The organism is Jiangella alkaliphila (assembly GCF_900105925.1).
In the GTDB taxonomy this organism is placed as follows: domain Bacteria; phylum Actinomycetota; class Actinomycetes; order Jiangellales; family Jiangellaceae; genus Jiangella; species Jiangella alkaliphila.
The window spans coordinates 717,641-739,155 of record NZ_LT629791.1; the positions used below are offsets into that span (position 1 = coordinate 717,641).

The window sequence follows — 21,515 nt, forward strand, 5'->3', positions numbered from 1 at the left end:
CCGGCAGAAACGGGCGGGGAGGCGACGGCCCTCCCCGCCCGTTCGCTCGTTCAGGTCTGCCGGCCTTGGATCGCAGAAAGGACGTCCGCCGCCACGAACCGTCGCGGGTGGTCCCCGCCGTACGGCTGGAGAATGCCTAGATCCACGAGCTTCTGGACTGCGTTGCTCGCCGTCTGATAGCCCTTCCGCACGATCCTTGCGGCCTCCGGCACCGTGATGATCGGCCTCGCGATCAGCGCCTGCGCTATGTCGATGGCCGCCCCTCGCACGTTCGCGGCCCGGAGTCGCTCCCGATGGGTCGTCTCCAGATCCAACAAATCCTTGACGATCGCCGACGTCTGTTCGGCCGAATCCCTGATCCCCAGAGCGAAGAACCGCACCCACCGGTTCCAGTCGCCTGACGCGCTCAGCTCAGCCAACTGATCCTGGTACTCGGTGCGCCTGGCTTCGAACCATGGGGAGACGCTGAGAAGCGCCTCGCCGATCGCACCGTCCTGAATGAGACCCAAGACGATCAACAACCGGCCCAGCCGGCCGTTCCCGTCGTTGAACGGATGGAGGGTCTCGAACTGGTAGTGCGCCATGGCAGCAGCCACGACGGGATCACGCCCAGCGCGCGGCGAGTCGTTGACCCAGTCGATCAGGTCACGTGTTGCCGTCTCGAGCTGCACACCTGGTGGTGACGGAACGAAACGGGCCTCAGTGATCTGTGTCGTCGGACTGCCAATGGCCACCTGGATCTGCCGGATCCGGCCGGCGTCACGTGTCTCGGCGGCAGTGCCGCGGACTAGACGGCGGTGCAACTCGAGCAGCATGCCGACGGACGTCCGTTGTCCGTCCGCGAGCGTGGTGAACCCCAGTTCTGCGGCGCGCACATAGTTCAAGACCTCGGTCAGCTCAGCAGTCAGCTGATCATCGTCGTCCGCCTCAAGGACCGCAGCGAGCGGCGCGAACGTCCCTTCGAGCGCCGAGGTGCTCTGCGCCTCCCGACGTAGCGTGGGCCGGCGCAGCAGCGCCGGTTCAGGAACCTGGCGGCCGGCCTGATCCAGCGCGCCGAGCGCGCGGTTCGCCGCGCTCACCGCTCGCCACGTGAGATTGTCGAGGACCGGCTCATCGGCCAGCGGATCCGGCACGAACGCGACGTGGTCATACTCCGCACCAGTGCGCCCATCGGTACCGTGGATGGGAACGAGCGAACCGATGGGACTCTTGCTGAACCGATCTCGGTCCATGTGTCCTCGCAAACTGGAAGTTACAGCGGAGAGATTCAAGTCTTTCGCTGAAAACTAGAACATCGACTCGAGAAGTTCCAGTTCTCTGGAACTAGAACCACCGCAATGAACTAGCAGTTGCGATCGGCGAGTTCTTGCGCCACAGCGCGGACTGCGGCGCGCAGCGATGCTGGCTCCAGCACCTCGACACCGGTCATGAGCGTGAACAGCTGGTACACGGCGACGTCCTCGCTCTCGGTCCAGAGGTCGACCTCGGACCAGCCGTCGTCGCCGGGGGCGGAGGCGGTCTCGCGGGCGCGGGTGGCCGCCATCGCGCCGACCGCCAGGTGCAGCCGTCGCAGCGCCCGGGCGGACAGCCGGATCCGGCACCGGTAGCGCAGCAGCGACCGGTCGAACTCGGCCGACGACCGCGCCCACCACTCGGCGAGGTCGAACCCGTCGGGCCGCCAGCTCGCCTCCGGCAGCACCGTCGCGGCGTCGATGCGGCTCACCTTGTAGGTGCGCGCCTGCTGCCGGTGCGCCGCCACGAGGTACCAGGTGCCGGCCTTGAGCACGAGGCCGAGCGGGTCGAGCAGCCGCGAGACGGTCTGGTCGGCCCGCCGGTACGCGACGTCCAGGCACCGGCCGGACCACACCGCGTCGGACACCGCCGTCAGCGCCTCCGGCGGCGCGCCGTCGTCGAACCAGCCCGGAGCGTCGACATGGAAGCGCTCGCGCAGGCGGGCGGCCCGGCCGCGCAGCTCCGGCGGCAGCATCGCGATGACCTTCGTCTGCGCCGCGACGAGAACGGTGCCCAGCCCGAGGTCGGCGACCGCGCTCGGGACGCCGCCGAAGAACAGCGCCGCCGCCTCGTCGCCGGTGAGGCCGTCGAGCTTCGTGCGCCAGCCCTCGACCAGGCGGATGCCGCCGCCCGGCCCCGACTCCGTCCACAACGGCACGCCGGAGGCCTGCAGCGCCGCGATGTCGCGGTACACCGTGCGCACCGACACCTCGAGCTCGTCGGCGACCTCGGCCGCCGTCATCGTCCGCCGCTGCTGGATCAGCAGCATCATCGCCATCAACCGGCTGGCTCTCACGGCGCCGAACCTACGCCATAACGCTGACAGAAGATGTCAGTGATGTCCCGCCAGCATGGAGCCATGGCGACCTGGAAGCAGTTCGAGACCGAAGCACCGGAGCTGGCGACGATCGTGCACGCGCAGCTCACGGCCACCAAGCACCACGTCATCGCGACGCTGCGGGCCGACGGCGCGCCGCGGGTCAGCGGCACCGAGGTCGACTTCGACGGCGACCACCTCACGCTGGGCTCCATGCCCGAGGCGCGCAAGGCGCACGACCTGCAGCGCGACCCGCGGTACGCGCTGCACAACAACCCCGGCGACGCGTCGATGACGGTGGCCGACGTCAAGATCTCCGGCCGAGCGGAGGAGGTCCTCGGGCCCGAGTTCGAGGCGTACCAGGCCGCCCGCGAGGGCGCTCTGCCGCCCGGGCCGTTCCACCTGTTCCGGCTCGGCATCGACGACGTCGTGCTGGCCGGTCTGAACGACACGCGCACCGGCATGGAGATCACGCTCTGGCGGCCGGGACAGCCGGTCCGGACCTTCGCCCGCTGAGGCAGCGGAACCGGACAGCGGGTCCGGTAAAGTATCCAGGGGTGTGCCGGGAAGTCTGGTCGGCGTGAGTCCTCGCGACCCCGACCGGAAGTGGTGATCTCGTGCCCCGCCGCCTGTTCGCCCGCTCCACCTGGCCCGAGGCCCAATACGTCGCGTCCGTGCTGCGCAGCGAGACGACCGGCGGCTTCCTCATGCTGCTGGCGGCGGCCACGGCGATCGTCTGGGCGAACGTCGGCACCGAGTCCTACGAGGCGCTGCGGACGACGACCTTCGGGCCGGCCTCGCTGCACCTCGACCTCGACCTCGCGACCTGGGCCGCCGACGGCCTGCTGGCGATCTTCTTCCTGGTGGCCGGGCTGGAGCTGAAACGCGAGATGGTCGTCGGCAGCCTGCGCCGGCCGGCCGAGGCGGCGCTGCCGATCATCGCGGCGGTCTGCGGCATGGCCGGTCCGATCCTCGTGTACGTCGTCGTCAACGGCGTCGGCGGCGGCACCATGGCCGGCTGGGCGGTGCCGACCGCCACCGACATCGCGTTCGCGCTGGCCGTGCTCGCGGTCATCGGGTCGCAGCTGCCATCGGCGCTGCGCGCGTTCCTGCTGACGCTGGCCGTCGTCGACGACCTGCTGGCGATCCTGCTGATCGCGATCTTCTTCACCACCGACGTGCGCATCTGGCCGCTCGTCGGCGCGGCCGCGATCCTCGTCGCGTACGACCTCATGCAGCGCCGCGGCATCTCCGCCTGGTGGCTCTACGTGCCGATGGGGGTCGTGGCGTGGGCGCTCATGCACGAGAGCGGCGTGCACGCCACCGTCGTCGGTGTCGCGTTCGGCCTGCTCACGCGCGCCCACCGCGAGAAGGGCGAGCAGCAGGCGCCGGCCGAGCGCATCGAGCACCGGGTCCGGCCGTTCTCCGCCGTGCTCTGCGTGCCGGTCTTCGCGCTGTTCGCCGCCGGCGTCACGATCTCGTCCGACTCGCTGCGCGACGTGTTCACGCAGCCCGTGGCGCTCGGCGTCGCGCTCGGACTGGTCGTCGGCAAGGCCGTCGGCATCTTCGGCGGCACCTACCTCACCGCGCGGTTCACGCGGGCCGAGCTGAGCAACGACCTGACCTGGGGCGACGTGTTCGGGCTGGCGACCATCGCGGGCATCGGGTTCACCGTCTCGCTGCTGATCGGCGAACTGGCGTTCCGCGACGACGCGCACAACGCGGAGCTGGTGAAGACGGCGGTGCTGGTCGGTTCGCTGCTGGCGGCGCTGCTGGCCACGATCGTGCTCGGCCGGCGCAACGTCATCTACAAACGGCTGGCCGCCGAGGAGGCGCGCGACGACGACCACGACGGCATCCCGGACGTGTACCAGGCCGAGGAGCCGGGCACTCGGCCGTGACCCGTCGGCCCGTCCTTGCCGTTATGGTCCCCGACCTGCTCTAGAGTCGAAGGGAGGCCACGCCGGCAGTTCGCCGCCGCGGCCGACGTGACTCGTGACTACTGCGACGAGGGGGTTCCGATGGCCGCGCGGGCAACCAGTGAGGCCGACGGCTCTGCCTCCATCGGCCAGCTCGTGGCCTCCATCAAGGACGACCTCACCGGGCTGGTCCGGGACGAGATCGAGCTGGCGAAGGCGGAGCTGAAGCAGGACGCCAAGGAGGCCGGCCTCGGCGGCGCCCTGATCGCGGTCGCCCTGTTCCTCGGCCTGTTGGCGACCATCCTCGGCTCGTTCGCGCTCGTGTACGGCGTCCACGCGCTCGGCCTCGGCCTCGGCTGGTCGTTCCTCGTGGTCGCCGGCGCCTACGTGCTCGTCGCACTCCTCCTGCTGCTGACGGCTCGTAGCCGCTTCGGCAGGATCTCCAAGGTCGAGCGGACGAAGACCACCGCTCGCGAGGCCGCCCGCGCTCTGAAGAGGTCCCCCAACAGCACGTGATCACCAACGACGCACATCGCCAGACGGTCGAGATCCCCGGCCCCTGGACACACCGGACCGTCGCCGCCAACGGCGCGCAGTTCCATGCGGCGGAGATGGGACACGGACCCCTCGTCCTGCTCCTGCACGGCTTCCCGGAGTTCTGGTGGGCCTGGCGCCACCAGCTGCCCGCGCTCGCCGCGGCCGGCTGGCGCGCCGTCGCGCTCGACCTGCGCGGCGCCGGCGGCAGCGACAAGACCCCGCGCGGGTACGACGCGTTCACGTTCGCCGCCGACATCACCGGCGCGATCCTCTCCCTCGGCGAGCGCCGCGCCGTGCTCGTCGGTCACGGGTGGGGCGCCTACGGTGCGTGGACGGCGGCGGCGATGCGCCCGGCGCACGTCGACGCGCTCGCCGTCCTCTCGATGCCGCACCCGCTGGTGCTGCGCCGCCACCTGCTGCGCGGCCGGTTCCGGCACAGTGGGTCGCTGGCCTGGGTGCAGACCCCGATGGCGCCGGAGCGGCGGCTGATCGCCGACGACGGCGCCCACGTCGAGACGCTGCTGCGGCGCTGGTCGGCGCCCGGCTCGGCATTCCCCGACGACGAAGCGTCGCGCCACTATCGCGCCGCGATGCAGTTGTGGCCGGCGCCGCACTGCGCGCTGGAGTACCAGCGCTGGCTGGTCCGCTCGCTGTTCCGCGGCGACGGCCGCCGGTTCGCCAAGCGCGTCCAGGACCCGCTCACCATGCCGGTGCTGCAGGTGCACGGCGTCCAGGACTCCAACATGGACCTCGACCTCGCGGCGGCGTCGCGCGAGATGGTGGCCGGCGAGTACCACTGGCTGTCGCTGGAGTCGGCCGGGCACTTCCCGCACGAGGAGACGCCCGACGCCGTCACCGACGCACTGCTGGACTGGCTGGTGAAACAGCGCGATCGGCACGACTGACGCTAGGATCGACGACGTTTCGTGTCTCTTCGAGGATCCGTGAGGGAGTGGGGTTGATGTCGGCGCGACAGGCCGCGGCCTGACTTCGTCCTGACCTCAGTCACTCGAGCACGAACGGAACCCTCACCATGTCTCAGCACTGGATCACGCGCGCCGAGACCGGCGCCGACATCCCGGCCATCCACGATCTCACCGCCGCGGCGTTCGGCCGGCCGGACGAGGCCGACCTCATCGACGCGCTCCGTGCCGACTCCGCCTGGATCGACGGCCTGTCGATCGTCGCGGCCGGCTCGGACGGCACCGTCGTCGGCCACGCCCTGCTGACCCGCTGCCACATCGGCGACACCCCGGCGCTGTGCCTCGGGCCGTGCGCCGTACGGCCCGGTCGGCAGCGCTCCGGCGCCGGCTCCGCGGCCATCCGGGCCGCGCTGCGGGCCGCCCGCGACCGGGGCGAGCGCTTCGTCGCGGTCCTCGGGCACCCGGAGTACTACCCGCGGTTCGGCTTCGAGCGCGCGTCGAAGCACGGCATCGACACGACGCTGCCCGTGCCGGACGAGGCGCTGATGGCGCTCACGCTGGACCAGGCCCAGCCGCTGCCGTCCGGCACCATCCGGTACGCGGTGCCGTTCGGCGTCTAGCCGCCGGAGAGCGGTCGCGCGCCGGCGCGGTCAGGTGCAGGAGCCGGTCGACACCGGTTCCGTCGCCTCGGCCGCGCCGGCCGCGAGCTCGGTGAACTCGCTCGGCGCCAGCGCGTAGCCGGTGTCGGGGTCGGTCAGCGACGCGGCGAACACCACGCCCAGCACGGTGCCGTCGGGCGAGATGAGCGGGCCGCCGGAGTTGCCCGGCCGGATGCTGCCGCGCAGCGAGACGACCTCGCGGGTGATGGTGTTCTCGTCGTAGATGTCGTGCCCGATCAGCTCGTGGACGTCGCGGACGCGGACCTCTTCGCTGCGCAGCGGGCCGTTGTTCGGGTAGCCGATGACGGCGGCGTCGTCGCCGTTGCCCGGGTCGTCGGTGGTCATGGTCAGCTGCTCGAGCGGCAGGCCGGGGACGGCCAGCACGGCGAGGTCGGTCTCGGGGTCGAACGCGACCACCTCGGCGGCCAGCGGGTCGCCGTCGGGGAAGGTGACGACCGGCTCGCGGACGCCGGCCACCACGTGCGCGTTGGTCATGATGCGCTCGGCCGCGACCACGAAGCCGCTGCCGGTGATGACCCGCTCGCAGGCCTCGGCGCGGCCGGTGATCTGCACGACGCTCTGAGCGGCCGTGCGCACCTCGGGGTCGCGGCGCAGCAGGCTGCCGGGCGGGCCGACGTCCACGATCGGCTCGGACGCCCACGGGACCACGACCTGCGGGAACCCGCCGGCCGCGACGACGTCCTCGAAGGCGTCGCGCAGGCTGTCGGGCGAGATCGGGACGGCCTCGTCGACCAGGTGCAGCAGCCGCGACTCGCGCACGCCGGGCGACGCGTACGGCACGGCCGCGGTCGAGACGGCCAGCCCGACCGCCCAGGCGGCCAGCAGCAGGCCGGCCACGCCGAGAACGGCGCCGCCGGCGGCGTCGAACTTCCGCGCCGGCTGCGACGACACCTTCGCCCGCACCCATCCACCGGCCCAGGCCAGCACGCCCTGCCCGATGGAGGCGACACCCAGCACCAGCAGGACGGCCAGCACCGACACCCCGAGCCCGGGGTCGAAGCTGCCGAGGACCAGCGGGACCAGCAGCAGCCCCGCGACGGCGCCGCCGACGAACCCGACGAAGGACAGGAGGCCGACGACGAAGCCGTGGGTCCAGCCGGTGTAGCCGACGACCACCGCCAAGATGATGATGATCAGGTCGACGGCGTTCAAGCCCAGCGTCACGACCCACCTCGACCTTCACGGATCAGGCCCGGCCCCGTTGGCATCGGTTCGACGAGAGTACGATCCCACGGCTCGGCGATTCCGGCAGCATCGAACAAAGTGGACAGAACGCCCGCCGTGAATCCCCAGATCAACAACCCACTGGCGCGGAAGGCCGGCCCGGTGTACCCGGACGGGTACCGCACCTGCAGCCGGTGGGCGGGGTCGGTGAGCTCGCTGACCGGCACCCGGTGCACCGACGCGACCTCGGCGGGGTCGGCGACGCGCACCTCGCAGGGCTCGCGCCACCAGGCCAGCACCGGCGTGACCGAGTAGTTCGAGACCGACAGCCACAGCGGCGGCAGCGTGGCGATGACCTCGACGCCGGTGGGGTCGACGCCGGTCTCCTCGGCGCACTCGCGCAGCGCCGTGCCGACCGGGCCGCCGTCGTCGGGCTCGGCGCCACCGCCCGGGAACGCCGCCTGACCGGCGTGGCTGCGCAGCCCGGCCGCCCGCTCGATCAGCAGGACGTCGGGCCGGCCGTCGGTCTCGCCGAACAGCATGAGGACCGCCGACTCGCGCGCGGAGTCGTCAGGCGTCGGCCACTGGCCGGCCTGAGCGGCCCACGCGCCGGTGGCGGCGTCGGCGATGCGCCGCATCCACGCGGGCAGGCCGGCGGCGGTCGTCATGCACGCGGCCCTTCACGGACCAGCTTGGCGGCCACCTTGGGGTCGGTGGGACCCTCGCCGTAGGACGGGCACAGCCGGGCCAGCGGGCACGCGCCGCAGGCCGGCCGGCGCGCGTGGCAGCGGCGCCGTCCGTGCCAGATGACCCGGTGCGAGAGCATGGTCCACTCGCTCTTCGGGAACAGCGCACCGATCTCGGCCTCGACCTTGTCGGGGTCGGTCTGGCTGGTCCAGCCGAACCGGCGCACCAGGCGGCCGAAGTGGGTGTCGACGGTGATGCCGGGCACGCCGAACGCGTTGCCGAGCACGACGTTGGCGGTCTTGCGGCCGACGCCGGGCAGCGTGACGAGGTCCTTCAGCTTGCCCGGCACCTCGCCGCCGAACCGCTCGACCAGCGCCTGCGACAACCCGAGGATGGACTGCGTCTTCGCCCGGAAGAACCCGGTGGGCTGGATGATCTTCTCGACGTCGTCGCGCTCCGCGGCCGACAGCGCGACGGCGTCGGGGTAGCGGGCGAACAGTGTGGGCGTGACGCCGTTGACCCGGACGTCGGTGGTCTGGGCGGACAGCACCGTCGCGATCAGCAGTTCGAAGGGCGAGGCGAAGTCGAGCTCGCAGTGCGCGTCGGGATACGTCGCGTCGAGCTCACGGTTGATCCTGCGGGCCCGCCGGGTGAGCGCGAGCTTGGACTCGGTAGCGACCATCGACACCACTTCACTCTACGTTCCCGCGCCGACAACCCCGTGCGCGAATAGGCATCGCGGGGGCGAATGGTCCGCCATGATGGCACCCAGGCACAATAGGTTGCGGCCGACGTGACGCGAAACACCAGACCGTGACCGCGCGTGGCTCGACGGCAAGGAGGATCTGGCAGTGGCTGACGACGCTCTACGGAGCGCACTTCTGTTCCGCGAACTCGACGACGAGGCCGCCGGCGCGCTGCGCGCGTCGATGACCGAAGTGCACCTGAGCCGGGGCGAGACCCTCTTCCGCGAGGGCGACGAGGGCGACCGCGTCTACGTCGTCACCGAGGGCAAGATCAAGCTCGGCCGCACCGCGCCCGACGGCCGCGAGAACCTGCTGGCGCTGCTCGGTCCCGGGCAGATGTTCGGCGAGCTGTCGCTGTTCGACCCCGGTCCACGCTCGGCCACGGCGACCGCCGTCACCGACACCACGCTGTGGAGCCTCAGCCACGCCGACCTCACGCCCTGGCTGACCGGGCGGCCCGAGGTGGCTCGCGGCCTGCTGCTGCAGCTGGCGTCGCGGCTGCGCCGGTCCAACGACATCCAGACCGACCTGGTGTTCTCCGACGTGCCGGGGCGGGTGGCCAAGCAGCTGCTCGACCTCTCGACCCGGTTCGGCGTGCCGTCCGAGGAGGGCATGCGGGTCGTCCACGACCTCACGCAGGAAGAGCTGGCCCAGCTGGTCGGCGCGTCCCGCGAGACGGTCAACAAGGCGCTGGCCGACTTCGTGTCGCGCGGCTGGCTGCGGCTGGAGCAGCGCTCCGTCGTCGTCCTCGACGTCGACCGCCTGCGCCGCCGCGCCCGCTGACGCGTGTCGGCCTGCGCGGTCAGCCGGTCGCGCGCAGGTAGGCGAGCGTCGCCTCGACGGTGAGTTCGGCGGCCGGCCAGAGCGTGCGGTCGACGTCGGCGTAGACCACCTCGACCACGTCGCGGGCGGTGGTCGCGCCGCCGGCCAGCGCGGCCCGCACCTGCTCGATCCGCTGCTTCCGGTGCGCGATGTACTCGTCGACGACGGTGACCGCGTGCGGCCGCAGCGGGCCGTGGCCGGGCAGCAGCAGCGCGTCGCGCGGGACGGCCGTACGGAGCAGCTCCAGCGACGCCAGATAGTCGCCGAGGTCGCCGTCGGGGTGCGACACGATCGTCGTGCCACGGCCGAGGACGGTGTCGCCGCTGAACAGCAGCACCGACTCGCCGTCGTCGGCGACGAACGACACCGAGTCGGCCGTGTGCCCGGGGGTGTCCAGGACCAGCAGACCCAGGTCGTCCAGCCGCTCACCGTGCGCCGGCAGCTCCGCGTCGGCGCCGCTGGCGGCCGGGTCGCGGGCCAGCACCGGCGCGCCGCCGGTCAGCTCGCGGAACAGCTCGATGCCGCCGCAGTGGTCCTCGTGGTGGTGCGTGACGAGCGCCAGCGACACCGAACCCAGCGACAGGACGGCGTCGAGGTGCTCCTCCAGCCACGGCCCGGGATCGATGACGACGATGCCGTCGGCGGTGCGCAGCACGTAGGTGTTGGTGCCGTCGAGCGTCATCGGCCCGGGGTTGTCGGCGCGGACCAGCCGGCACCACTCCGGCAGCACCACGTCGGTCACGTCGGCTTCCCCTCGTCGTCTGGGTCGTCGCCTGGGTCGTCGCCGGGATAGTCCGGATCGCCGGGCAGCAGGCTCCACACCTGCGCGCCGTCGTCGAGCCAGCCGGGCAGGACGGTCTCGGTGGCCCGGCCGGCGCCCGCGGCCAGCGCCTCCGCCACCGTCGCGAACTGGGTGATCGAGGTCAGCAGCACCGCCGTCGGCGGCAGCGCGACCCACTCGCCGGCGTCGGCCCGGGCCAGCGCGTCGGCCGGCCGCACCCACCCCACCTCCGACGCCTCGCCGGAGACGTCGGCCGGTTCCTGTCCGTCCGGCAGCGCCGCCAGGTAGAACCAGGTGTCGTAGCGGCGCTCCTCGAACCGCGGCGTGACCCAGTGCGCCCACGGCACGAGGTCGCCCGGCGCCAGCGTGACGCCGGTCTCCTCGTGCGTCTCGCGGATCGCGGCGCGAACGAACGCCTCGGCCGCGTCGGCGCCGTCGACCGGATCGACCTTGCCGCCGGGGAACGCCAGCATGCCGCCGAACGCCATGCCGACGTGCCGGACGTGCACGTACACCTCGACGCCGCCGCCGGTTCCGTCGCGCAACAGGCCGACCGTCGACGAGGGTCGCGGCGAAGAGACCGGCAGGCCGCCGGCGGCGAACGCCCGGGCCCGTTCCGCGATCGGCGCGGGCAGCGCCCGCCGTCCGCCGTCGGTCACCCGAGGCCTCAGCCGACCTCGACGATCATCTCGACCTCGACCGGCGCGTCCAGCGGCAGCACCGTCAGGCCGACCGCGCTGCGGGCGTGCTGGCCGAGGTCGCCGAAGACCTTGCCGAGCAGGTCGCTGGCGCCGTTGACCACCTGCGGCTGCCCGGTGAAGTCGGGCGTCGACGCGACGAAGCCGAGCAGCTTCACCACGCGGGTGACGGCGGACAGGTCGCCGACCTCGGCGCGGATGGCGGCCAGCGCGTTGAGCGCGCACTGCTGGGCGCACTCGTACGCCTGCTCCGGTGTGACGTCGGCGCCGACCTTGCCCTTGTGCAGCAGCTCGCCGTCGCGCATCGGCACCTGGCCGGACGTGAAGACGAACGAACCGCTGCGTACGGCCGGGACGTACGCAGCGACCGGCTTGACGACGTCGGGCAGGCTCAGACCGAGCTCGGCCAGCCGTTCCTCGGGGGTGCCCGTCATTCCGGCTTCTCCCGTTTGAAGTAAGCCACCACGTTCTCGGGGTTCATGCCGGGGACGATCTGGACCAGCTCCCAGCCGTCCTCGCCCCAGTTGTCCAGGATCTGCTTGGTCGCGTGCACCAACACGGGCGCGGTCGCGTACTCCCACTTGGCCATGGGCGCGAGCCTACTGGGCGCTCGTCATGCCCAGCGCGAGCCCTGGCCGAGGTGCTCGTCGAAGACCAGCCAGGTGCGGGTGCTCAGCACGCCGGCGACGTCCTGGATGTGCTCGAGGACGACGTGGCGCAGCTCGCTGTTGTTGGGCGCGCGGACCAGGGCCAGCACGTCGAAGTCGCCGCCGACGAGCGCGAAGTGCTCGACGTACGGCAGCGACCCGAGCGCGGCGGACACCTCGCGCCAGGCGTTCTGCTGGATCGACAGCATGACGTAGGCGCTGGTGGCCAGGCCGGCGCGCTCGGGACTGACCTGCGCGGAGAAGCCGGTGATGACGCCGTCGGCGAGCAGCCGGTCGACCCGCGCGTAGGCGTTGGCCCGCGACACGTGCACCCGTTCGGCCAGCTGCCGGATGGACAGCCGGCCCTGCTCGACCAGCTCGGCCAGGATGCGGCGGTCGACGTCGTCGAGGTCGCGGGCAGACGAACGGCCGGTGTTCCAGGTGTGACCGCCATCACCCTGAGACGTTTGGTCGCTCATCGTCGCTCCGCTCTACCAGTTGTCACCGATTTCGGCCCCGTTGTAGAGATGACCATCTCATGAGGAGGACGATTCGAGGATATAGAGCTTCCGCCTGCCGACAGAGGTGACTGAGCCATGACCACGCAGGCCGAGCACCGGATGCCCGCCGCCACGGCCATCGGGTCCGCCGACGCCGCGCTGCTGCCGTCCGCCGAACCGGTCCGGTTCCTCGACGACGACGGCGGCCCCGCGCCGGGCGACGCCCACGGCCGGTACGAACGGCCGTCCACCGAACTGCTGCGCCGCGCCTACGACGCGATGGTGCTGGGCCGCCGGTTCGACGCCCAGGCGACGGCTCTGACGAAGCAGGGCCGGCTCGCCGTCTACCCGTCCAGCCGCGGCCAGGAGGCGGGCGAGATCGGCGCCGTCCTCGCGCTGCGCGACACCGACTGGCTGTTCCCGACCTACCGCGACACGATGGCGCTGATCGGCCGCGGCATCGATCCGGTCGAGGCACTGACGCTGCTGCGCGGCAGCTGGCACTGCGGCTACGACCCGATGGCCACGCGCACGGCGCCGCAGTGCACCCCGCTGGCCACTCACGCCCCGCACGCCGTCGGCGTCGCCTACGCCGCCAAGCGACGCGGCGAGGACACCGTCGCGCTGGTGCTGATCGGCGACGGCGGCACCAGCGAGGGCGACTTCCACGAGGCGCTGAACTTCGCCGCGGTCTTCCACGCGCCGGTGGTGTTCCTGGTGCAGAACAACGGGTTCGCCATCTCGGTCCCGCTGTCGCGTCAGACGGCGGCGCCGTCGCTGGCACACAAGGGCGTCGGCTACGGCATCCGCGGCGAGCGCGTCGACGGCAACGACCCGCTCGCTGTCCTGGCCGTGCTCACCGACGCCGTCGAGTCCGCCCGCGCGGGCGGCGGGCCGGTGCTCGTCGAGGCGCACACCTACCGCGTCGAGCCGCACACCAACGCCGACGACGACGCCCGCTACCGCGACCACGACGAGGTCGAGGCGTGGAAGCGGCGTGACCCGATCGCCCGGCTGGAGGCGCACCTGCGCTCCCGCGGCGAGCTGACCGACGACGACGTCGCGGCGGCGCGGTCGGCGGCCGAGGAGTACGCCACCGACGTCCGGACCCGGCTGTCGGAGGAGGCGACCGGCGACCCCGCCGAGCTGTTCGCGCACGTCTACGCCGAGCCGACGCCGCAGCTGCGCGAGCAGGCCGGCTGGCTGGCCGAGGAGCTCGCGCGATGACGGTGACCCCATGACGACGACAATGGGCAAGGCGCTCAACGCCGCGTTGCGCGACGCGATGCGCGAGGACGACACCGTCCTGATGTTCGGCGAGGACGTCGGCCCGCTCGGCGGCGTCTTCCGCGTCACCGACGGCCTGACCGCCGAGTTCGGCGAGGACCGCTGCTTCGACACCCCGCTGGCCGAGGCCGGCATCGTCGGCCTGGCCGTCGGCATGGCGATGAACGGGTTCCGGCCCGTCGTCGAGATGCAGTTCGACGCGTTCGCCTACCCGGCGTTCGAGCAGATCGCCTCGCACGTCGCCAAGATGCGCAACCGCACCCGCGGCGCCGTCGGCCTGCCGATGGTGATCCGGGTGCCGTACGCGGGCGGCATCGGCGGCGTGGAGCACCACTCGGACTCGTCCGAGGCGTACTACGCGCACACGCCGGGCCTCAAGGTCGTCACGCCGGCCACCGTCGCCGACGCCTACTCGTTGCTGCGCGACGCGATCGCCGACCCCGACCCGGTTGTGTTCATGGAGGCCAAGAAGCTCTACTGGGCCAAGGACGAGGTCACGCTGCCGGTGCGGACGGCGCCCTTCGGGACCGCGGAGGTCCGGCGGGCGGGCAGCGACGCGACGCTGGTGGCGTACGGGCCGGCGGTGCCGGTCGCGCTGGAGGCGGCCGAGGCGGCGGAGTCCGAGGGTCGCTCGCTCGAGGTGGTCGACCTGCGCACGCTGGTCCCGTTCGACGACGAGACGGTGGCGGCGTCGGTGCGCAAGACGGGCCGCTGTGTCGTGGTCGCCGAGGCGGCCGGGTTCGCCAGCGTATGCGCGGAGATCGCGGCGCGGGTCCAGGAGCGGTGCTTCCACTCGCTGTGGGCGCCGGTGCTCCGGGTCACGGGCTGGGACGTGCCGTATCCGCCGCCGGTGCTGGAGAAGTACCACCTCCCCGGCGTCGACCGCGTCCTCGACACCGTCGACCGGCTGCAGTGGGACGACGCGCCGGACCCGCGCTTCCTGGCGGCGAGATGACGGACGAGACACGCTTCTCCGTCGAGTCCGATAGACAACCGGACCGCACCTTCTATCTACCTGACCTCGGCGAGGGGCTGACGGAGGCCGAGATCGTCGCCTGGCGGGTCGCCGAGGGCGACGAGGTCGGCGTCGACGACGTGGTCGTGGACGTCGAGACGGCGAAGGCGACGGTCGAGGTGCCGTGCCCGCACGCCGGCCGGGTGACCAGGCTGCACGGCGCGGCGGGGACGACGATCGAGGTCGGCGCGCCGCTGATCACGGTCGCGACGCCGGAGCGGGCGGGCGGTGCTCCGGCTGTGGCGCCGCCGGCCGCGGCGCCGGCTGTCGCGGACGGAGCGGCGGGGTCGGGCGCGGTGCTGGTGGGCTACGGCACCGGGAACGCGACGATGCGGCGCCGGTCCCGGTCCCGGACGGCGCCGGGTGCGGCGCCGCGGGTGCTGTCGCCGGTGGTCCGGCGACTGGCCCGCGACCGCGGCGTCGACGTACGCGTGCTCAGCGGGTCGGGTCCCGGCGGCGTGATCGTCCGACGCGACGTCGAGGCGGCGTCGGCGAACGGCGCGATTCCGGCGAACGTCGACCCGGCTGTCTTCCCAGCCCAGCCACAGCGGGCCTCGCAGCCGATTCCGTCGAATCAGAGCAGAGAACCCCTGCGCGGAGTGCGCCGCGCCATCGCGGAGAAGCTGGCCCGCAGCCGGCGCGAGATCCCCGACGCCACCACCTGGGTCGACGTCGACGCGACCGGCCTCATGGAGGCGCGCCAGGCCCTCGGGGTCGGCGTGCTGGCGCTGCTCGGGCGCATCACGGTCGCCGCCCTCACCCGGTTCCCGGAACTCAACGCCTCCGTCGACCACGACCGCGACGACCTCGTGCTGGTCCGCCACGGCTCCGTGGGCCTCGGCTTCGCCGCGCAGACCGACCGCGGGCTCGTCGTCCCCGTCGTCCACGACGCCCAGGACCTCAGCACCGCCCAGCTGGCCGCCGAGCTGGCCCGGCTCACCGAGGCCGCCCGCGCCGGCGCGCTGACCCCGGCCGACCTGACCGGCGGCACGTTCACGTTGAACAACTACGGCGTCTTCGGCGTCGACGGCTCCACCCCGATCATCAACCACCCCGAGGCCGCGCTCCTCGGCGTCGGCCGCATCGTCGACAAGCCGTGGGTCGTCGACGGCCGGCTGGCCGTTCGCAAGGTCACCCAGCTCTCGCTGACCTTCGACCACCGCGTCTGCGACGGCGGCGTCGCCGGCGGCTTCCTCCGCTACGTCGCCGACCGCGTCGAGTCGCCGCTCGGCCTACTGCTCGACCTCTGAGGGATCTACCGGGGCGTGCTCGGCGCGGTGCTTGCGCCAGCGCTCGATCATCTGCGGCAGCTCCGCCCGCATGAACTGCATGTAGTCGATGGTCTCGGCGATGCGCCGGGCGCCGCGGCCGTCGCCGAGGGCGCCGAGGCCGTCGGAGAGGACGGCGGTGTAGCGGCGCAGCAGCGGCTCGCGCTGCATGATGATGTGCGCCCAGACGTCGTCGTCGTAGATGCGGTAGTGGTCGGCGCGAGAGCCGGGCTCACGTTCGCGGGCCAGCAGGCCGGCCTGCACCAGGGTGCGCACCGCGCCGGAGATGGCGGCCGGGCTCACCCGCAGGCCGTCGGCCAGCTCCGCGGCGGTGTAGCGCTCGGCGTCCTCGGCCAGCACGTAGGCGAACACCCGCGCGGGCATGCGGGGCAGTCCGGACTCGGTGAGCACCAGCGCGAACTGCTCCACGAACCGCAGCAACGCGTCCTGGTCGTCGTCGGCCGCCGGACCGGTCATCGAGCGTCCTCCTTCACTGTGAGCACCATCATACGTTTAGCCATTTCACAACTTCGTGAATGAACGCTAGGTTGTGGTACAGGCGGTGGTGCCATGGCCGCACGCTCCGGCGCACCACTGATTCTCGGTATAGCCGTATTCTCGGTGGAGCCGCGGGCGTTGCGGTCGGACCCACCCTTCGGTGCCTGATTGGGGGATGGCGTGAGCAGCACGGGCCTCGCGGTGATGTTCGCCGTCGGCGCCGCGAGCCTGCACGCGCTGGCCGCCTTGGGCATGGTCGCCCAGCGCCGCTGGTGGTACCCCACCGCCCTGACCGTCGCCGCGTCCTGCCTGCACGTGTGCGCCCTGCACTTCGGCCCGCTAACCCTCGTGCAGCCGCTGGGCGTGCTCAGCCTCGCGTTTGCGCTCGTGCTCTCGTGGGCGCTGACGCGGCGCCGGGTCACCCCGCGCGAGTGGCGCGGCATGGCGCTGAGCATGGCCGGCCTCGCCGCGCTGTTGCTGCTGGCCGCGCCGACCCGGCCGCGCAGCGAACTGAGCTCCACGCAGATCCTGCTCCTCACGGTCGCGGTCGTCGCGCTCATCGCGGTCGCCGTCGCCGCCGCCTCGCGGCTCCTGTCGCGGCCGATCCGCCGGAGCCTGCTGTTCGCGCTCGCCTCGGGCACGACGTTCGGCGTGTCGTCCGCGCTGACGCAGACCGTGACCATCCGCGTGGCCGACGACGGCGCGGCGGCGGCGCTCCAGCCGGCCAGCGCCGTCGTGCTGGTGCTGGCGGCCACCGGCCTGCTGCTGGCCCGGCGGGCGTACCGCGGCGGGCTCGGCGCCCCGCTGGCCACCGCGACCATCGTCAACCCCGTGACCGCCTCGGCCATCGGCATCGGGCTGCTGGGCGAGCGGTTCACCGGCGGCCCGGCCGAGGTGACGCTGTCCGTGGCCGCCGCATTGACCGCCGCGGCCGGCGTGGTGCTGCTGGCCCGCGGCAGCCGGGCGCCGGTCACTCGCCCGACGCGGCCCGAGCAGGTTCCGGTGACGCCGTGACCGCCGCCCGGTGCTCGCGCCAGCGCACCGCCAGCGTCTCGATCTGAGACTGCAGGAACCGGTAGAACTCGCGGGTCTGGTGGACCCGGGAGTAGCCGGCCCCCGGCGCCAAGGACTGCAGGCCGTTGGTGAGCAGCACGTCGATGTGGCGGAACATCGGCTCCTGCCGCCCGACGACGGTCGCCCAGACGTCGTCCTCGTAGATGCGGTAATGGTCGACGCGGTCGCCGGGGACGCGGTCGCGCACCAGCATGCCCATGTCGACGAGCAGCCGCACGGCACCGGAGATCGCGGCCGGGCTGACCCGCAGGCCGTCGGCCAGTTCAGCCGCGGTGTGCGTGTCGGCGTCGGAGGCCAGCACGTACGCGAACACCCGGGCCGGCATCCGTTGCATGCCGGCGTCGTTCAGGGCCAGCGCGAACTGCTCGACGAACCGGCTGCGCGCCCGCTCAGTGTCTTGGCCGGACACACTCCCACCCCCTCGTTGTGTTCTCGACCATAACGGACTTAAAGCAATTCACAAAACTGTGAAGAGTGTGTAGTGTCGCCATCATGACAACTGCGATCGACGTCGCCGGCGTCGTGAAGACCTTCGGGACGGTCCGTGCGCTCGACGGGCTCGACCTGCGGGTCTCCACCGGCGAGGTCCATGGTTTCCTCGGTCCCAACGGGGCCGGCAAGTCGACGACGATCCGCGTGCTGCTGGGGCTGCTGCGGGCCGACTCCGGCACCGCGCGGCTGCTCGGCGGCGACCCCTGGAACGACGCGGTCTCGCTGCACCGGCGGCTGGCCTACGTCCCGGGCGACGTCAACCTCTGGCCCAACCTCAGCGGCGGCGAGGCCATCGATCTGCTCGGCCGACTGCGCGGCGGGCTGAACGAGAAGCGCCGTCAGGATCTCCTCGAGCGGTTCGACCTCGACCCCAGGAAGAAGGGCCGCACCTACTCCAAGGGCAACCGGCAGAAGGTCGCGCTGGTGGCCGCGCTCGCCTCCGACGTCGAGCTGCTCATCCTCGACGAGCCGACCTCGGGGCTGGACCCGTTGATGGAGGCCGTGTTCAACGAGTGCATCGACGAGTGGAAGGACGATGGCAAGACGGTGCTGCTGTCCAGCCACATCCTGACCGAGGTCGAGAAGCTGTGCGACCGCGTCAGCATCATCCGGACGGGCCGCATCGTCGAGAGCGGCACGCTGGCCGAAATGCGGCACCTCACCCGCACGTCCATCATGGCCGAGACCGAGCGTCCGGCCACCGGCCTGGACCAGCTGGCCGGAATCCACGACCTGGTGGTCGAGGACCGGCGGGTCAGCTTCAGCGTCGACACCGCTGTGCTCGACGGCGCCGTCAAACACCTCGCTCCGTTCGGCATCCTGTCACTCACCAGTCAGCCGCCCACGCTAGAGGAGCTGTTCCTGCGCCACTACGGCGACGAGGTCGCCGCCGAAGCGGCCGTGGCTAAGGCGGGTGCCTCGTCGTGAGCGTCACGATCGCCGAGGCCCGGCCCCGCCAGCACACCGCACAACGGGGCAAGGGCGGGACCACCCTCACCGGAACCGGCATCATGATCCGGTTCATCCTGCGCCGCGACCGCGTCCGGCTGCCGATCTGGATCGGCGCCATCGTCCTGCTGGTCGTGGGCAGCCTGCCGACATTTCCAGAGACCTACCCGACGGCGGCCGACCGCCAGGCGCGCGCCGACCTGCTCGACAACCCCGCCACCATCGCGCTGACCGGCCCCGCGTACGGCACCGACAACTACACCTTCGGCGCCATGACGGCCAACGAGCTGCTGCTCTGGGTCGCCATCACCATGGCTCTGATGAGCATTCTGCTGATGGTTCGGCACACCCGCGCCGAGGAGGAGACCGGCCGCACTGAGCTGCTCCGGGCCGGCGTGCTCGGCCGGCACGCCGGCACCACCGCCGCGTTCACCGTCGTAGCCGGCGCGAACGTGCTGATCGCCCTGCTGCTCGGGCTGCTGATGCCGGCGGCGCTGGACGACCTGTCCACCTCCAGCTCGCTGCTGTTCGGGGCCGCGGTCGCATCCGTCGGTCTGGTCTTCGCCGGCGTCGGCGCACTGACGGCGCAGGTCACCGAGCATGCCCGGGCCGCGACCGGCCTCGGCGCCGCCGTGCTGGGCGTCGCATTCGGGCTGCGGGCCATCGGCGACGTCGGCACGGAGGCGCTGTCGTGGCTCTCGCCCATCGGCTGGGCCCAGCGCACCAAGGTGTACGTCGACGACCGCTGGTGGCCGCTGCTGCTCTCGGTGGGCCTCACTGCGCTGCTGGTCGCCGCGGCCTACGCGACCACCAGCCGCCGCGACGTGGGCGCCGGCCTGGTGCAGCCGCGGCTCGGCAGCCCGCGGGCCGATCGGCAGCTGTCGTCGGCGCTGGGCCTGGCGGTCCGGCTGCAGCGCGGCGGCCTCATCGGCTGGGGCGTGGGCCTGCTGGTGTTCGGTCTCGCCTACGGCAGCCTCGCCCCGTCGATCGAGGAGTTCGCCTCCGACAACTCGACCCTGCAGGACTTCCTGGGCGACGCCGACAGTCTGATCGACGGCTTCATGGCCATAGTCGTGCTCATGATGGCGCTCTTGGCAGCGGCATACGGGCTGACCGCCGTCCTCCGGCTGCGCAGCGAGGAGACCTCCGGCCGGGCCGAACCGGTGCTCGCCACCGCGGTCTCGCGGACCCGGTTCGCCGCCAGTCACCTCGCCGTGGCACTGGCCGGCAGCCTGCTGGTCATGCTGGTCGGCGGGCTGGGCCTGGGCATCACAGCGTCCATCGCGCTGGACGACGGGAGCGTCTTCGGGCGGCTCCTCGGTGCGGCGGTGGCGCACACCGTGGGCATGTGGCTGGTCATCGCCGTCGCCGTCGCGCTGAGCGGCCTGGCACCGCAACTGGTGCAGCTGTCGTGGGTCGTCCTGACCTACGGCGTCGTGGTCGGCGTACTGGGCGGATTCTTCCAGTTCCCCGACTGGGTGACGAACGTCTCGCCCTTCCAGGCCGCTTCTACTCTTCCAGGAGGAGACCTCGACACGGTAGCGGTTGTCATAATGGGTGTGCTAGCGGTCGCTCTGGTCTGGATCGGTCTGCTCGGCTTCCGCCGGCGTGACCTGACGACGACCTGAACCGGTACTGGGGGAACCAGGGTGGCACATCCATCAGTCGTGGACGAGCCGGCGCGGGACGCCCCTGCGCCGGCCGCCGCGCGCGCCCCGTCGGTCTTCCGGCGGCTGGTGCGACATCTCCGCACGCCGCGGCGTCCCGTCCTCATCGTCGAGCTCGGCATCCTGGCCGCCGTTTACGCCGTTTACTCGCTGATCCGCAACAGCGTCCCCGACGACCAGGCGCGCGCCATGGCCAACAGCGTGCGCATCTGGACCACCGAGCAGGACGTGCAGATCGACTTCGAACTCTGGCTGAACCACACCGTACACGCCGTCGAGTGGCTGACCGTCACCGTCAACTACTTCTACGTGTTCCTGCACTTCGTGGTCACCGGTGCGGTGCTGATCTGGCTGTTCGTCCGCCATCCCGGCCGCTATCGCGCGGCCCGCACCGTGCTGGCGTTCACCACCGGCCTGGCGCTGTTCGGGTACTACCTGTACCCGCTGGCGCCGCCGCGGCTGCTGCCGTCGGGCCTGTTCTACGACACCGTCGCCATCCACGACACCGTCGGCGCGTTGACGTCCGGCGACTTGCAGGACCTGTCGAACCAGTACGCCGCCATGCCGTCCATGCACGCCGGCTGGTCGATGTGGTGCGGCATCGCGCTGATCATGTTCGCCAAGCACAACTGGGTGCGTGTCCTGGGCGTGCTGTACCCGCTGGCGACCGTGCTGGTCATCACGGCCACCGGCAACCACTACGTGCTCGACGCCGTCGGCGGCTGGCTCACGCTGGCGGCCGGGTTCGGGCTGCAGCGGCTGCTGCACGGGCGCTCGTTGCGTGACTTCAAGCAGCACGTGCCGGCGGTTCCATAGGCTCATATCCTGTGCAA

25 protein-coding genes are annotated in these 21,515 nt (G+C 72.0%); 13 read left to right on the plus strand and 12 right to left on the minus strand.

Translation table 11 applies throughout. The annotated features are described in order from the left end of the window. Nucleotides 1-50: 50 nt before the first annotated feature. Both BLV05_RS03275 and BLV05_RS03280 read right to left on the minus strand, forming a co-directional pair. Nucleotides 51-1,232, minus strand: coding sequence for a Fic family protein (locus tag BLV05_RS03275; RefSeq protein ID WP_046766485.1), 1,182 nt, complete (start codon nucleotides 1,230-1,232; stop codon nucleotides 51-53). Nucleotides 1,233-1,342: 110 nt separating this feature from the next. Beyond that, entirely contained in the window at nucleotides 1,343-2,308 is a 966-nt protein-coding gene (locus tag BLV05_RS03280; RefSeq protein WP_046766484.1) for a helix-turn-helix transcriptional regulator, read from the minus strand. 63 nt (nucleotides 2,309-2,371) lie between these two features. On the opposite strand from BLV05_RS03280, the gene BLV05_RS03285 reads away from it, so the two are divergent. The 5 genes from BLV05_RS03285 (at nucleotide 2,372) to BLV05_RS03305 (ending at nucleotide 6,328) form a co-directional block, all read left to right on the plus strand. Next, on the plus strand, nucleotides 2,372-2,845 hold the full coding sequence (locus tag BLV05_RS03285; RefSeq protein ID WP_046766483.1) for a pyridoxamine 5'-phosphate oxidase family protein: 474 nt from the start codon (nucleotides 2,372-2,374) through the stop codon (nucleotides 2,843-2,845). Nucleotides 2,846-2,946: 101 nt separating this feature from the next. After that, the gene (gene nhaA / locus BLV05_RS03290; protein WP_052762021.1) at nucleotides 2,947-4,230 is read left to right on the plus strand and encodes a Na+/H+ antiporter NhaA; all 1,284 of its coding nucleotides are present in this window, start codon (nucleotides 2,947-2,949) and stop codon (nucleotides 4,228-4,230) included. Nucleotides 4,231-4,350: 120 nt separating this feature from the next. Then, a complete protein-coding gene (locus BLV05_RS03295) occupies nucleotides 4,351-4,764 on the plus strand; it encodes a phage holin family protein (RefSeq protein WP_046766482.1) in 414 nt (137 codons plus the stop codon). Next, complete coding sequence (locus BLV05_RS03300) at nucleotides 4,764-5,690, plus strand: alpha/beta fold hydrolase (RefSeq protein WP_407716977.1); 927 nt, start codon at nucleotides 4,764-4,766, stop codon at nucleotides 5,688-5,690. Before BLV05_RS03295 ends, BLV05_RS03300 begins: the two co-directional genes overlap by 1 nt. A 128-nt stretch (nucleotides 5,691-5,818) precedes the next feature. Further along, nucleotides 5,819-6,328, plus strand: a complete 510-nt coding sequence (locus tag BLV05_RS03305; RefSeq protein WP_046766480.1) for a GNAT family N-acetyltransferase — start codon at nucleotides 5,819-5,821, stop codon at nucleotides 6,326-6,328. 30 nt (nucleotides 6,329-6,358) lie between these two features. On the opposite strand, the gene BLV05_RS03310 is transcribed toward BLV05_RS03305, so the two are convergent. From BLV05_RS03310 to nth, 3 genes are read right to left on the minus strand one after another with little or no spacing between them, the layout of a single operon-like run. After that, nucleotides 6,359-7,552, minus strand: coding sequence for a MarP family serine protease (locus tag BLV05_RS03310; protein ID WP_052762020.1), 1,194 nt, complete (start codon nucleotides 7,550-7,552; stop codon nucleotides 6,359-6,361). Next, nucleotides 7,549-8,220, minus strand: a complete 672-nt coding sequence (locus BLV05_RS03315; protein ID WP_046766479.1) for an NUDIX hydrolase — start codon at nucleotides 8,218-8,220, stop codon at nucleotides 7,549-7,551. The genes BLV05_RS03310 and BLV05_RS03315 overlap by 4 nt, the downstream gene beginning before the upstream one ends. Next, nucleotides 8,217-8,921 carry an endonuclease III gene (nth, locus tag BLV05_RS03320; protein ID WP_046766741.1) on the minus strand — a complete coding sequence of 235 codons (705 nt, stop codon included), beginning with the start codon at nucleotides 8,919-8,921 and terminating at the stop codon, nucleotides 8,217-8,219. The genes BLV05_RS03315 and nth overlap by 4 nt, the downstream gene beginning before the upstream one ends. Before the next feature lie 169 nt (nucleotides 8,922-9,090). Here nth and BLV05_RS03325 point away from each other — a divergent pair, with 169 nt between their 5' ends. Beyond that, nucleotides 9,091-9,768, plus strand: a complete 678-nt coding sequence (locus BLV05_RS03325) for a Crp/Fnr family transcriptional regulator (protein WP_046766478.1) — start codon at nucleotides 9,091-9,093, stop codon at nucleotides 9,766-9,768. Nucleotides 9,769-9,787: 19 nt separating this feature from the next. Here the strand turns inward: BLV05_RS03325 and BLV05_RS03330 are convergent, their stop codons facing one another. The 5 genes from BLV05_RS03330 to BLV05_RS03345 are packed head-to-tail and all read right to left on the minus strand — an operon-like array spanning nucleotide 9,788 to nucleotide 12,412. Then, nucleotides 9,788-10,489, minus strand: coding sequence for an MBL fold metallo-hydrolase (locus BLV05_RS03330; RefSeq protein WP_082154909.1), 702 nt, complete (start codon nucleotides 10,487-10,489; stop codon nucleotides 9,788-9,790). Nucleotides 10,490-10,545: 56 nt separating this feature from the next. Beyond that, nucleotides 10,546-11,247, minus strand: a complete 702-nt coding sequence (locus BLV05_RS03335) for an NUDIX hydrolase (RefSeq protein WP_046766476.1) — start codon at nucleotides 11,245-11,247, stop codon at nucleotides 10,546-10,548. Between the two features lie 8 nt (nucleotides 11,248-11,255). Continuing rightward, on the minus strand, nucleotides 11,256-11,720 hold the full coding sequence (locus tag BLV05_RS03340; protein ID WP_046766475.1) for a RidA family protein: 465 nt from the start codon (nucleotides 11,718-11,720) through the stop codon (nucleotides 11,256-11,258). Then, entirely contained in the window at nucleotides 11,717-11,875 is a 159-nt protein-coding gene (locus BLV05_RS35480) for a DUF4177 domain-containing protein (protein ID WP_119659507.1), read from the minus strand. The genes BLV05_RS03340 and BLV05_RS35480 overlap by 4 nt, the downstream gene beginning before the upstream one ends. 24 nt (nucleotides 11,876-11,899) lie before the next feature. After that, nucleotides 11,900-12,412 (minus strand): Lrp/AsnC family transcriptional regulator, encoded by a 513-nt coding sequence (locus BLV05_RS03345; RefSeq protein ID WP_046766474.1) that lies wholly within the window; start codon nucleotides 12,410-12,412, stop codon nucleotides 11,900-11,902. 117 nt (nucleotides 12,413-12,529) lie between these two features. On the opposite strand from BLV05_RS03345, the gene pdhA reads away from it, so the two are divergent. The 3 genes from pdhA to BLV05_RS03360 are packed head-to-tail and all read left to right on the plus strand — an operon-like array spanning nucleotide 12,530 to nucleotide 15,985. After that, entirely contained in the window at nucleotides 12,530-13,660 is a 1,131-nt protein-coding gene (gene pdhA / locus BLV05_RS03350; RefSeq protein ID WP_082154861.1) for a pyruvate dehydrogenase (acetyl-transferring) E1 component subunit alpha, read from the plus strand. A 10-nt stretch (nucleotides 13,661-13,670) separates the two neighbouring features. Then, the gene (locus BLV05_RS03355) at nucleotides 13,671-14,675 is read left to right on the plus strand and encodes an alpha-ketoacid dehydrogenase subunit beta (RefSeq protein ID WP_046766473.1); all 1,005 of its coding nucleotides are present in this window, start codon (nucleotides 13,671-13,673) and stop codon (nucleotides 14,673-14,675) included. Beyond that, nucleotides 14,672-15,985: a dihydrolipoamide acetyltransferase family protein gene (locus BLV05_RS03360; protein ID WP_046766472.1), complete on the plus strand. Its 1,314-nt coding sequence runs from the start codon at nucleotides 14,672-14,674 to the stop codon at nucleotides 15,983-15,985. Before BLV05_RS03355 ends, BLV05_RS03360 begins: the two co-directional genes overlap by 4 nt. On the opposite strand, the gene BLV05_RS03365 is transcribed toward BLV05_RS03360, so the two are convergent. Further along, nucleotides 15,968-16,480 carry a GbsR/MarR family transcriptional regulator gene (locus BLV05_RS03365; RefSeq protein ID WP_046766471.1) on the minus strand — a complete coding sequence of 171 codons (513 nt, stop codon included), beginning with the start codon at nucleotides 16,478-16,480 and terminating at the stop codon, nucleotides 15,968-15,970. The two genes, BLV05_RS03360 and BLV05_RS03365, sit on opposite strands and share 18 nt — an antisense overlap. Nucleotides 16,481-16,681: 201 nt before the next feature. Between BLV05_RS03365 and BLV05_RS03370 the strand changes: the two genes are divergently transcribed. Continuing rightward, nucleotides 16,682-17,515, plus strand: a complete 834-nt coding sequence (locus tag BLV05_RS03370; RefSeq protein ID WP_052762019.1) for a DMT family transporter — start codon at nucleotides 16,682-16,684, stop codon at nucleotides 17,513-17,515. On the opposite strand, the gene BLV05_RS03375 is transcribed toward BLV05_RS03370, so the two are convergent. After that, on the minus strand, nucleotides 17,472-17,984 hold the full coding sequence (locus tag BLV05_RS03375) for a GbsR/MarR family transcriptional regulator (protein ID WP_046766470.1): 513 nt from the start codon (nucleotides 17,982-17,984) through the stop codon (nucleotides 17,472-17,474). The two genes, BLV05_RS03370 and BLV05_RS03375, sit on opposite strands and share 44 nt — an antisense overlap. Before the next feature lie 83 nt (nucleotides 17,985-18,067). On the opposite strand from BLV05_RS03375, the gene BLV05_RS03380 reads away from it, so the two are divergent. The 3 genes from BLV05_RS03380 to BLV05_RS03390 are packed head-to-tail and all read left to right on the plus strand — an operon-like array spanning nucleotide 18,068 to nucleotide 21,498. After that, nucleotides 18,068-18,994 carry an ABC transporter ATP-binding protein gene (locus BLV05_RS03380; RefSeq protein WP_046766469.1) on the plus strand — a complete coding sequence of 309 codons (927 nt, stop codon included), beginning with the start codon at nucleotides 18,068-18,070 and terminating at the stop codon, nucleotides 18,992-18,994. Further along, nucleotides 18,991-20,643, plus strand: a complete 1,653-nt coding sequence (locus BLV05_RS03385) for an ABC transporter permease (RefSeq protein ID WP_046766468.1) — start codon at nucleotides 18,991-18,993, stop codon at nucleotides 20,641-20,643. Before BLV05_RS03380 ends, BLV05_RS03385 begins: the two co-directional genes overlap by 4 nt. Nucleotides 20,644-20,682: 39 nt before the next feature. Further along, nucleotides 20,683-21,498: a phosphatase PAP2 family protein gene (locus BLV05_RS03390; protein WP_046766467.1), complete on the plus strand. Its 816-nt coding sequence runs from the start codon at nucleotides 20,683-20,685 to the stop codon at nucleotides 21,496-21,498. The last annotated feature ends 17 nt before the right edge of the window (nucleotides 21,499-21,515 follow it).

Excerpts from the sequence above, each read along its gene's own strand:
- BLV05_RS03365 (WP_046766471.1), bottom strand. The coding sequence starts at position 16,480 with ATGACCGGTCCGGCGGCCGACGACGACCAGGACGCGTTGCTGCGGTTC.
- BLV05_RS03315 (WP_046766479.1), bottom strand. The coding sequence starts at position 8,220 with ATGACGACCGCCGCCGGCCTGCCCGCGTGGATGCGGCGCATCGCCGAC.
- BLV05_RS35480 (WP_119659507.1), bottom strand. The coding sequence starts at position 11,875 with ATGGCCAAGTGGGAGTACGCGACCGCGCCCGTGTTGGTGCACGCGACC.
- BLV05_RS03380 (WP_046766469.1), top strand. The coding sequence starts at position 18,068 with ATGACAACTGCGATCGACGTCGCCGGCGTCGTGAAGACCTTCGGGACG.
- BLV05_RS03305 (WP_046766480.1), top strand. The coding sequence starts at position 5,819 with ATGTCTCAGCACTGGATCACGCGCGCCGAGACCGGCGCCGACATCCCG.
- BLV05_RS03355 (WP_046766473.1), top strand. The coding sequence starts at position 13,671 with ATGACGACGACAATGGGCAAGGCGCTCAACGCCGCGTTGCGCGACGCG.
- BLV05_RS03345 (WP_046766474.1), bottom strand. The coding sequence starts at position 12,412 with ATGAGCGACCAAACGTCTCAGGGTGATGGCGGTCACACCTGGAACACC.
- BLV05_RS03275 (WP_046766485.1), bottom strand. The coding sequence starts at position 1,232 with ATGGACCGAGATCGGTTCAGCAAGAGTCCCATCGGTTCGCTCGTTCCC.
- BLV05_RS03295 (WP_046766482.1), top strand. The coding sequence starts at position 4,351 with ATGGCCGCGCGGGCAACCAGTGAGGCCGACGGCTCTGCCTCCATCGGC.
- BLV05_RS03360 (WP_046766472.1), top strand. The coding sequence starts at position 14,672 with ATGACGGACGAGACACGCTTCTCCGTCGAGTCCGATAGACAACCGGAC.
- BLV05_RS03340 (WP_046766475.1), bottom strand. The coding sequence starts at position 11,720 with ATGACGGGCACCCCCGAGGAACGGCTGGCCGAGCTCGGTCTGAGCCTG.
- BLV05_RS03285 (WP_046766483.1), top strand. The coding sequence starts at position 2,372 with ATGGCGACCTGGAAGCAGTTCGAGACCGAAGCACCGGAGCTGGCGACG.
- pdhA (WP_082154861.1), top strand. The coding sequence starts at position 12,530 with ATGACCACGCAGGCCGAGCACCGGATGCCCGCCGCCACGGCCATCGGG.
- nth (WP_046766741.1), bottom strand. The coding sequence starts at position 8,921 with ATGGTCGCTACCGAGTCCAAGCTCGCGCTCACCCGGCGGGCCCGCAGG.
- BLV05_RS03330 (WP_082154909.1), bottom strand. The coding sequence starts at position 10,489 with ATGACGCTCGACGGCACCAACACCTACGTGCTGCGCACCGCCGACGGC.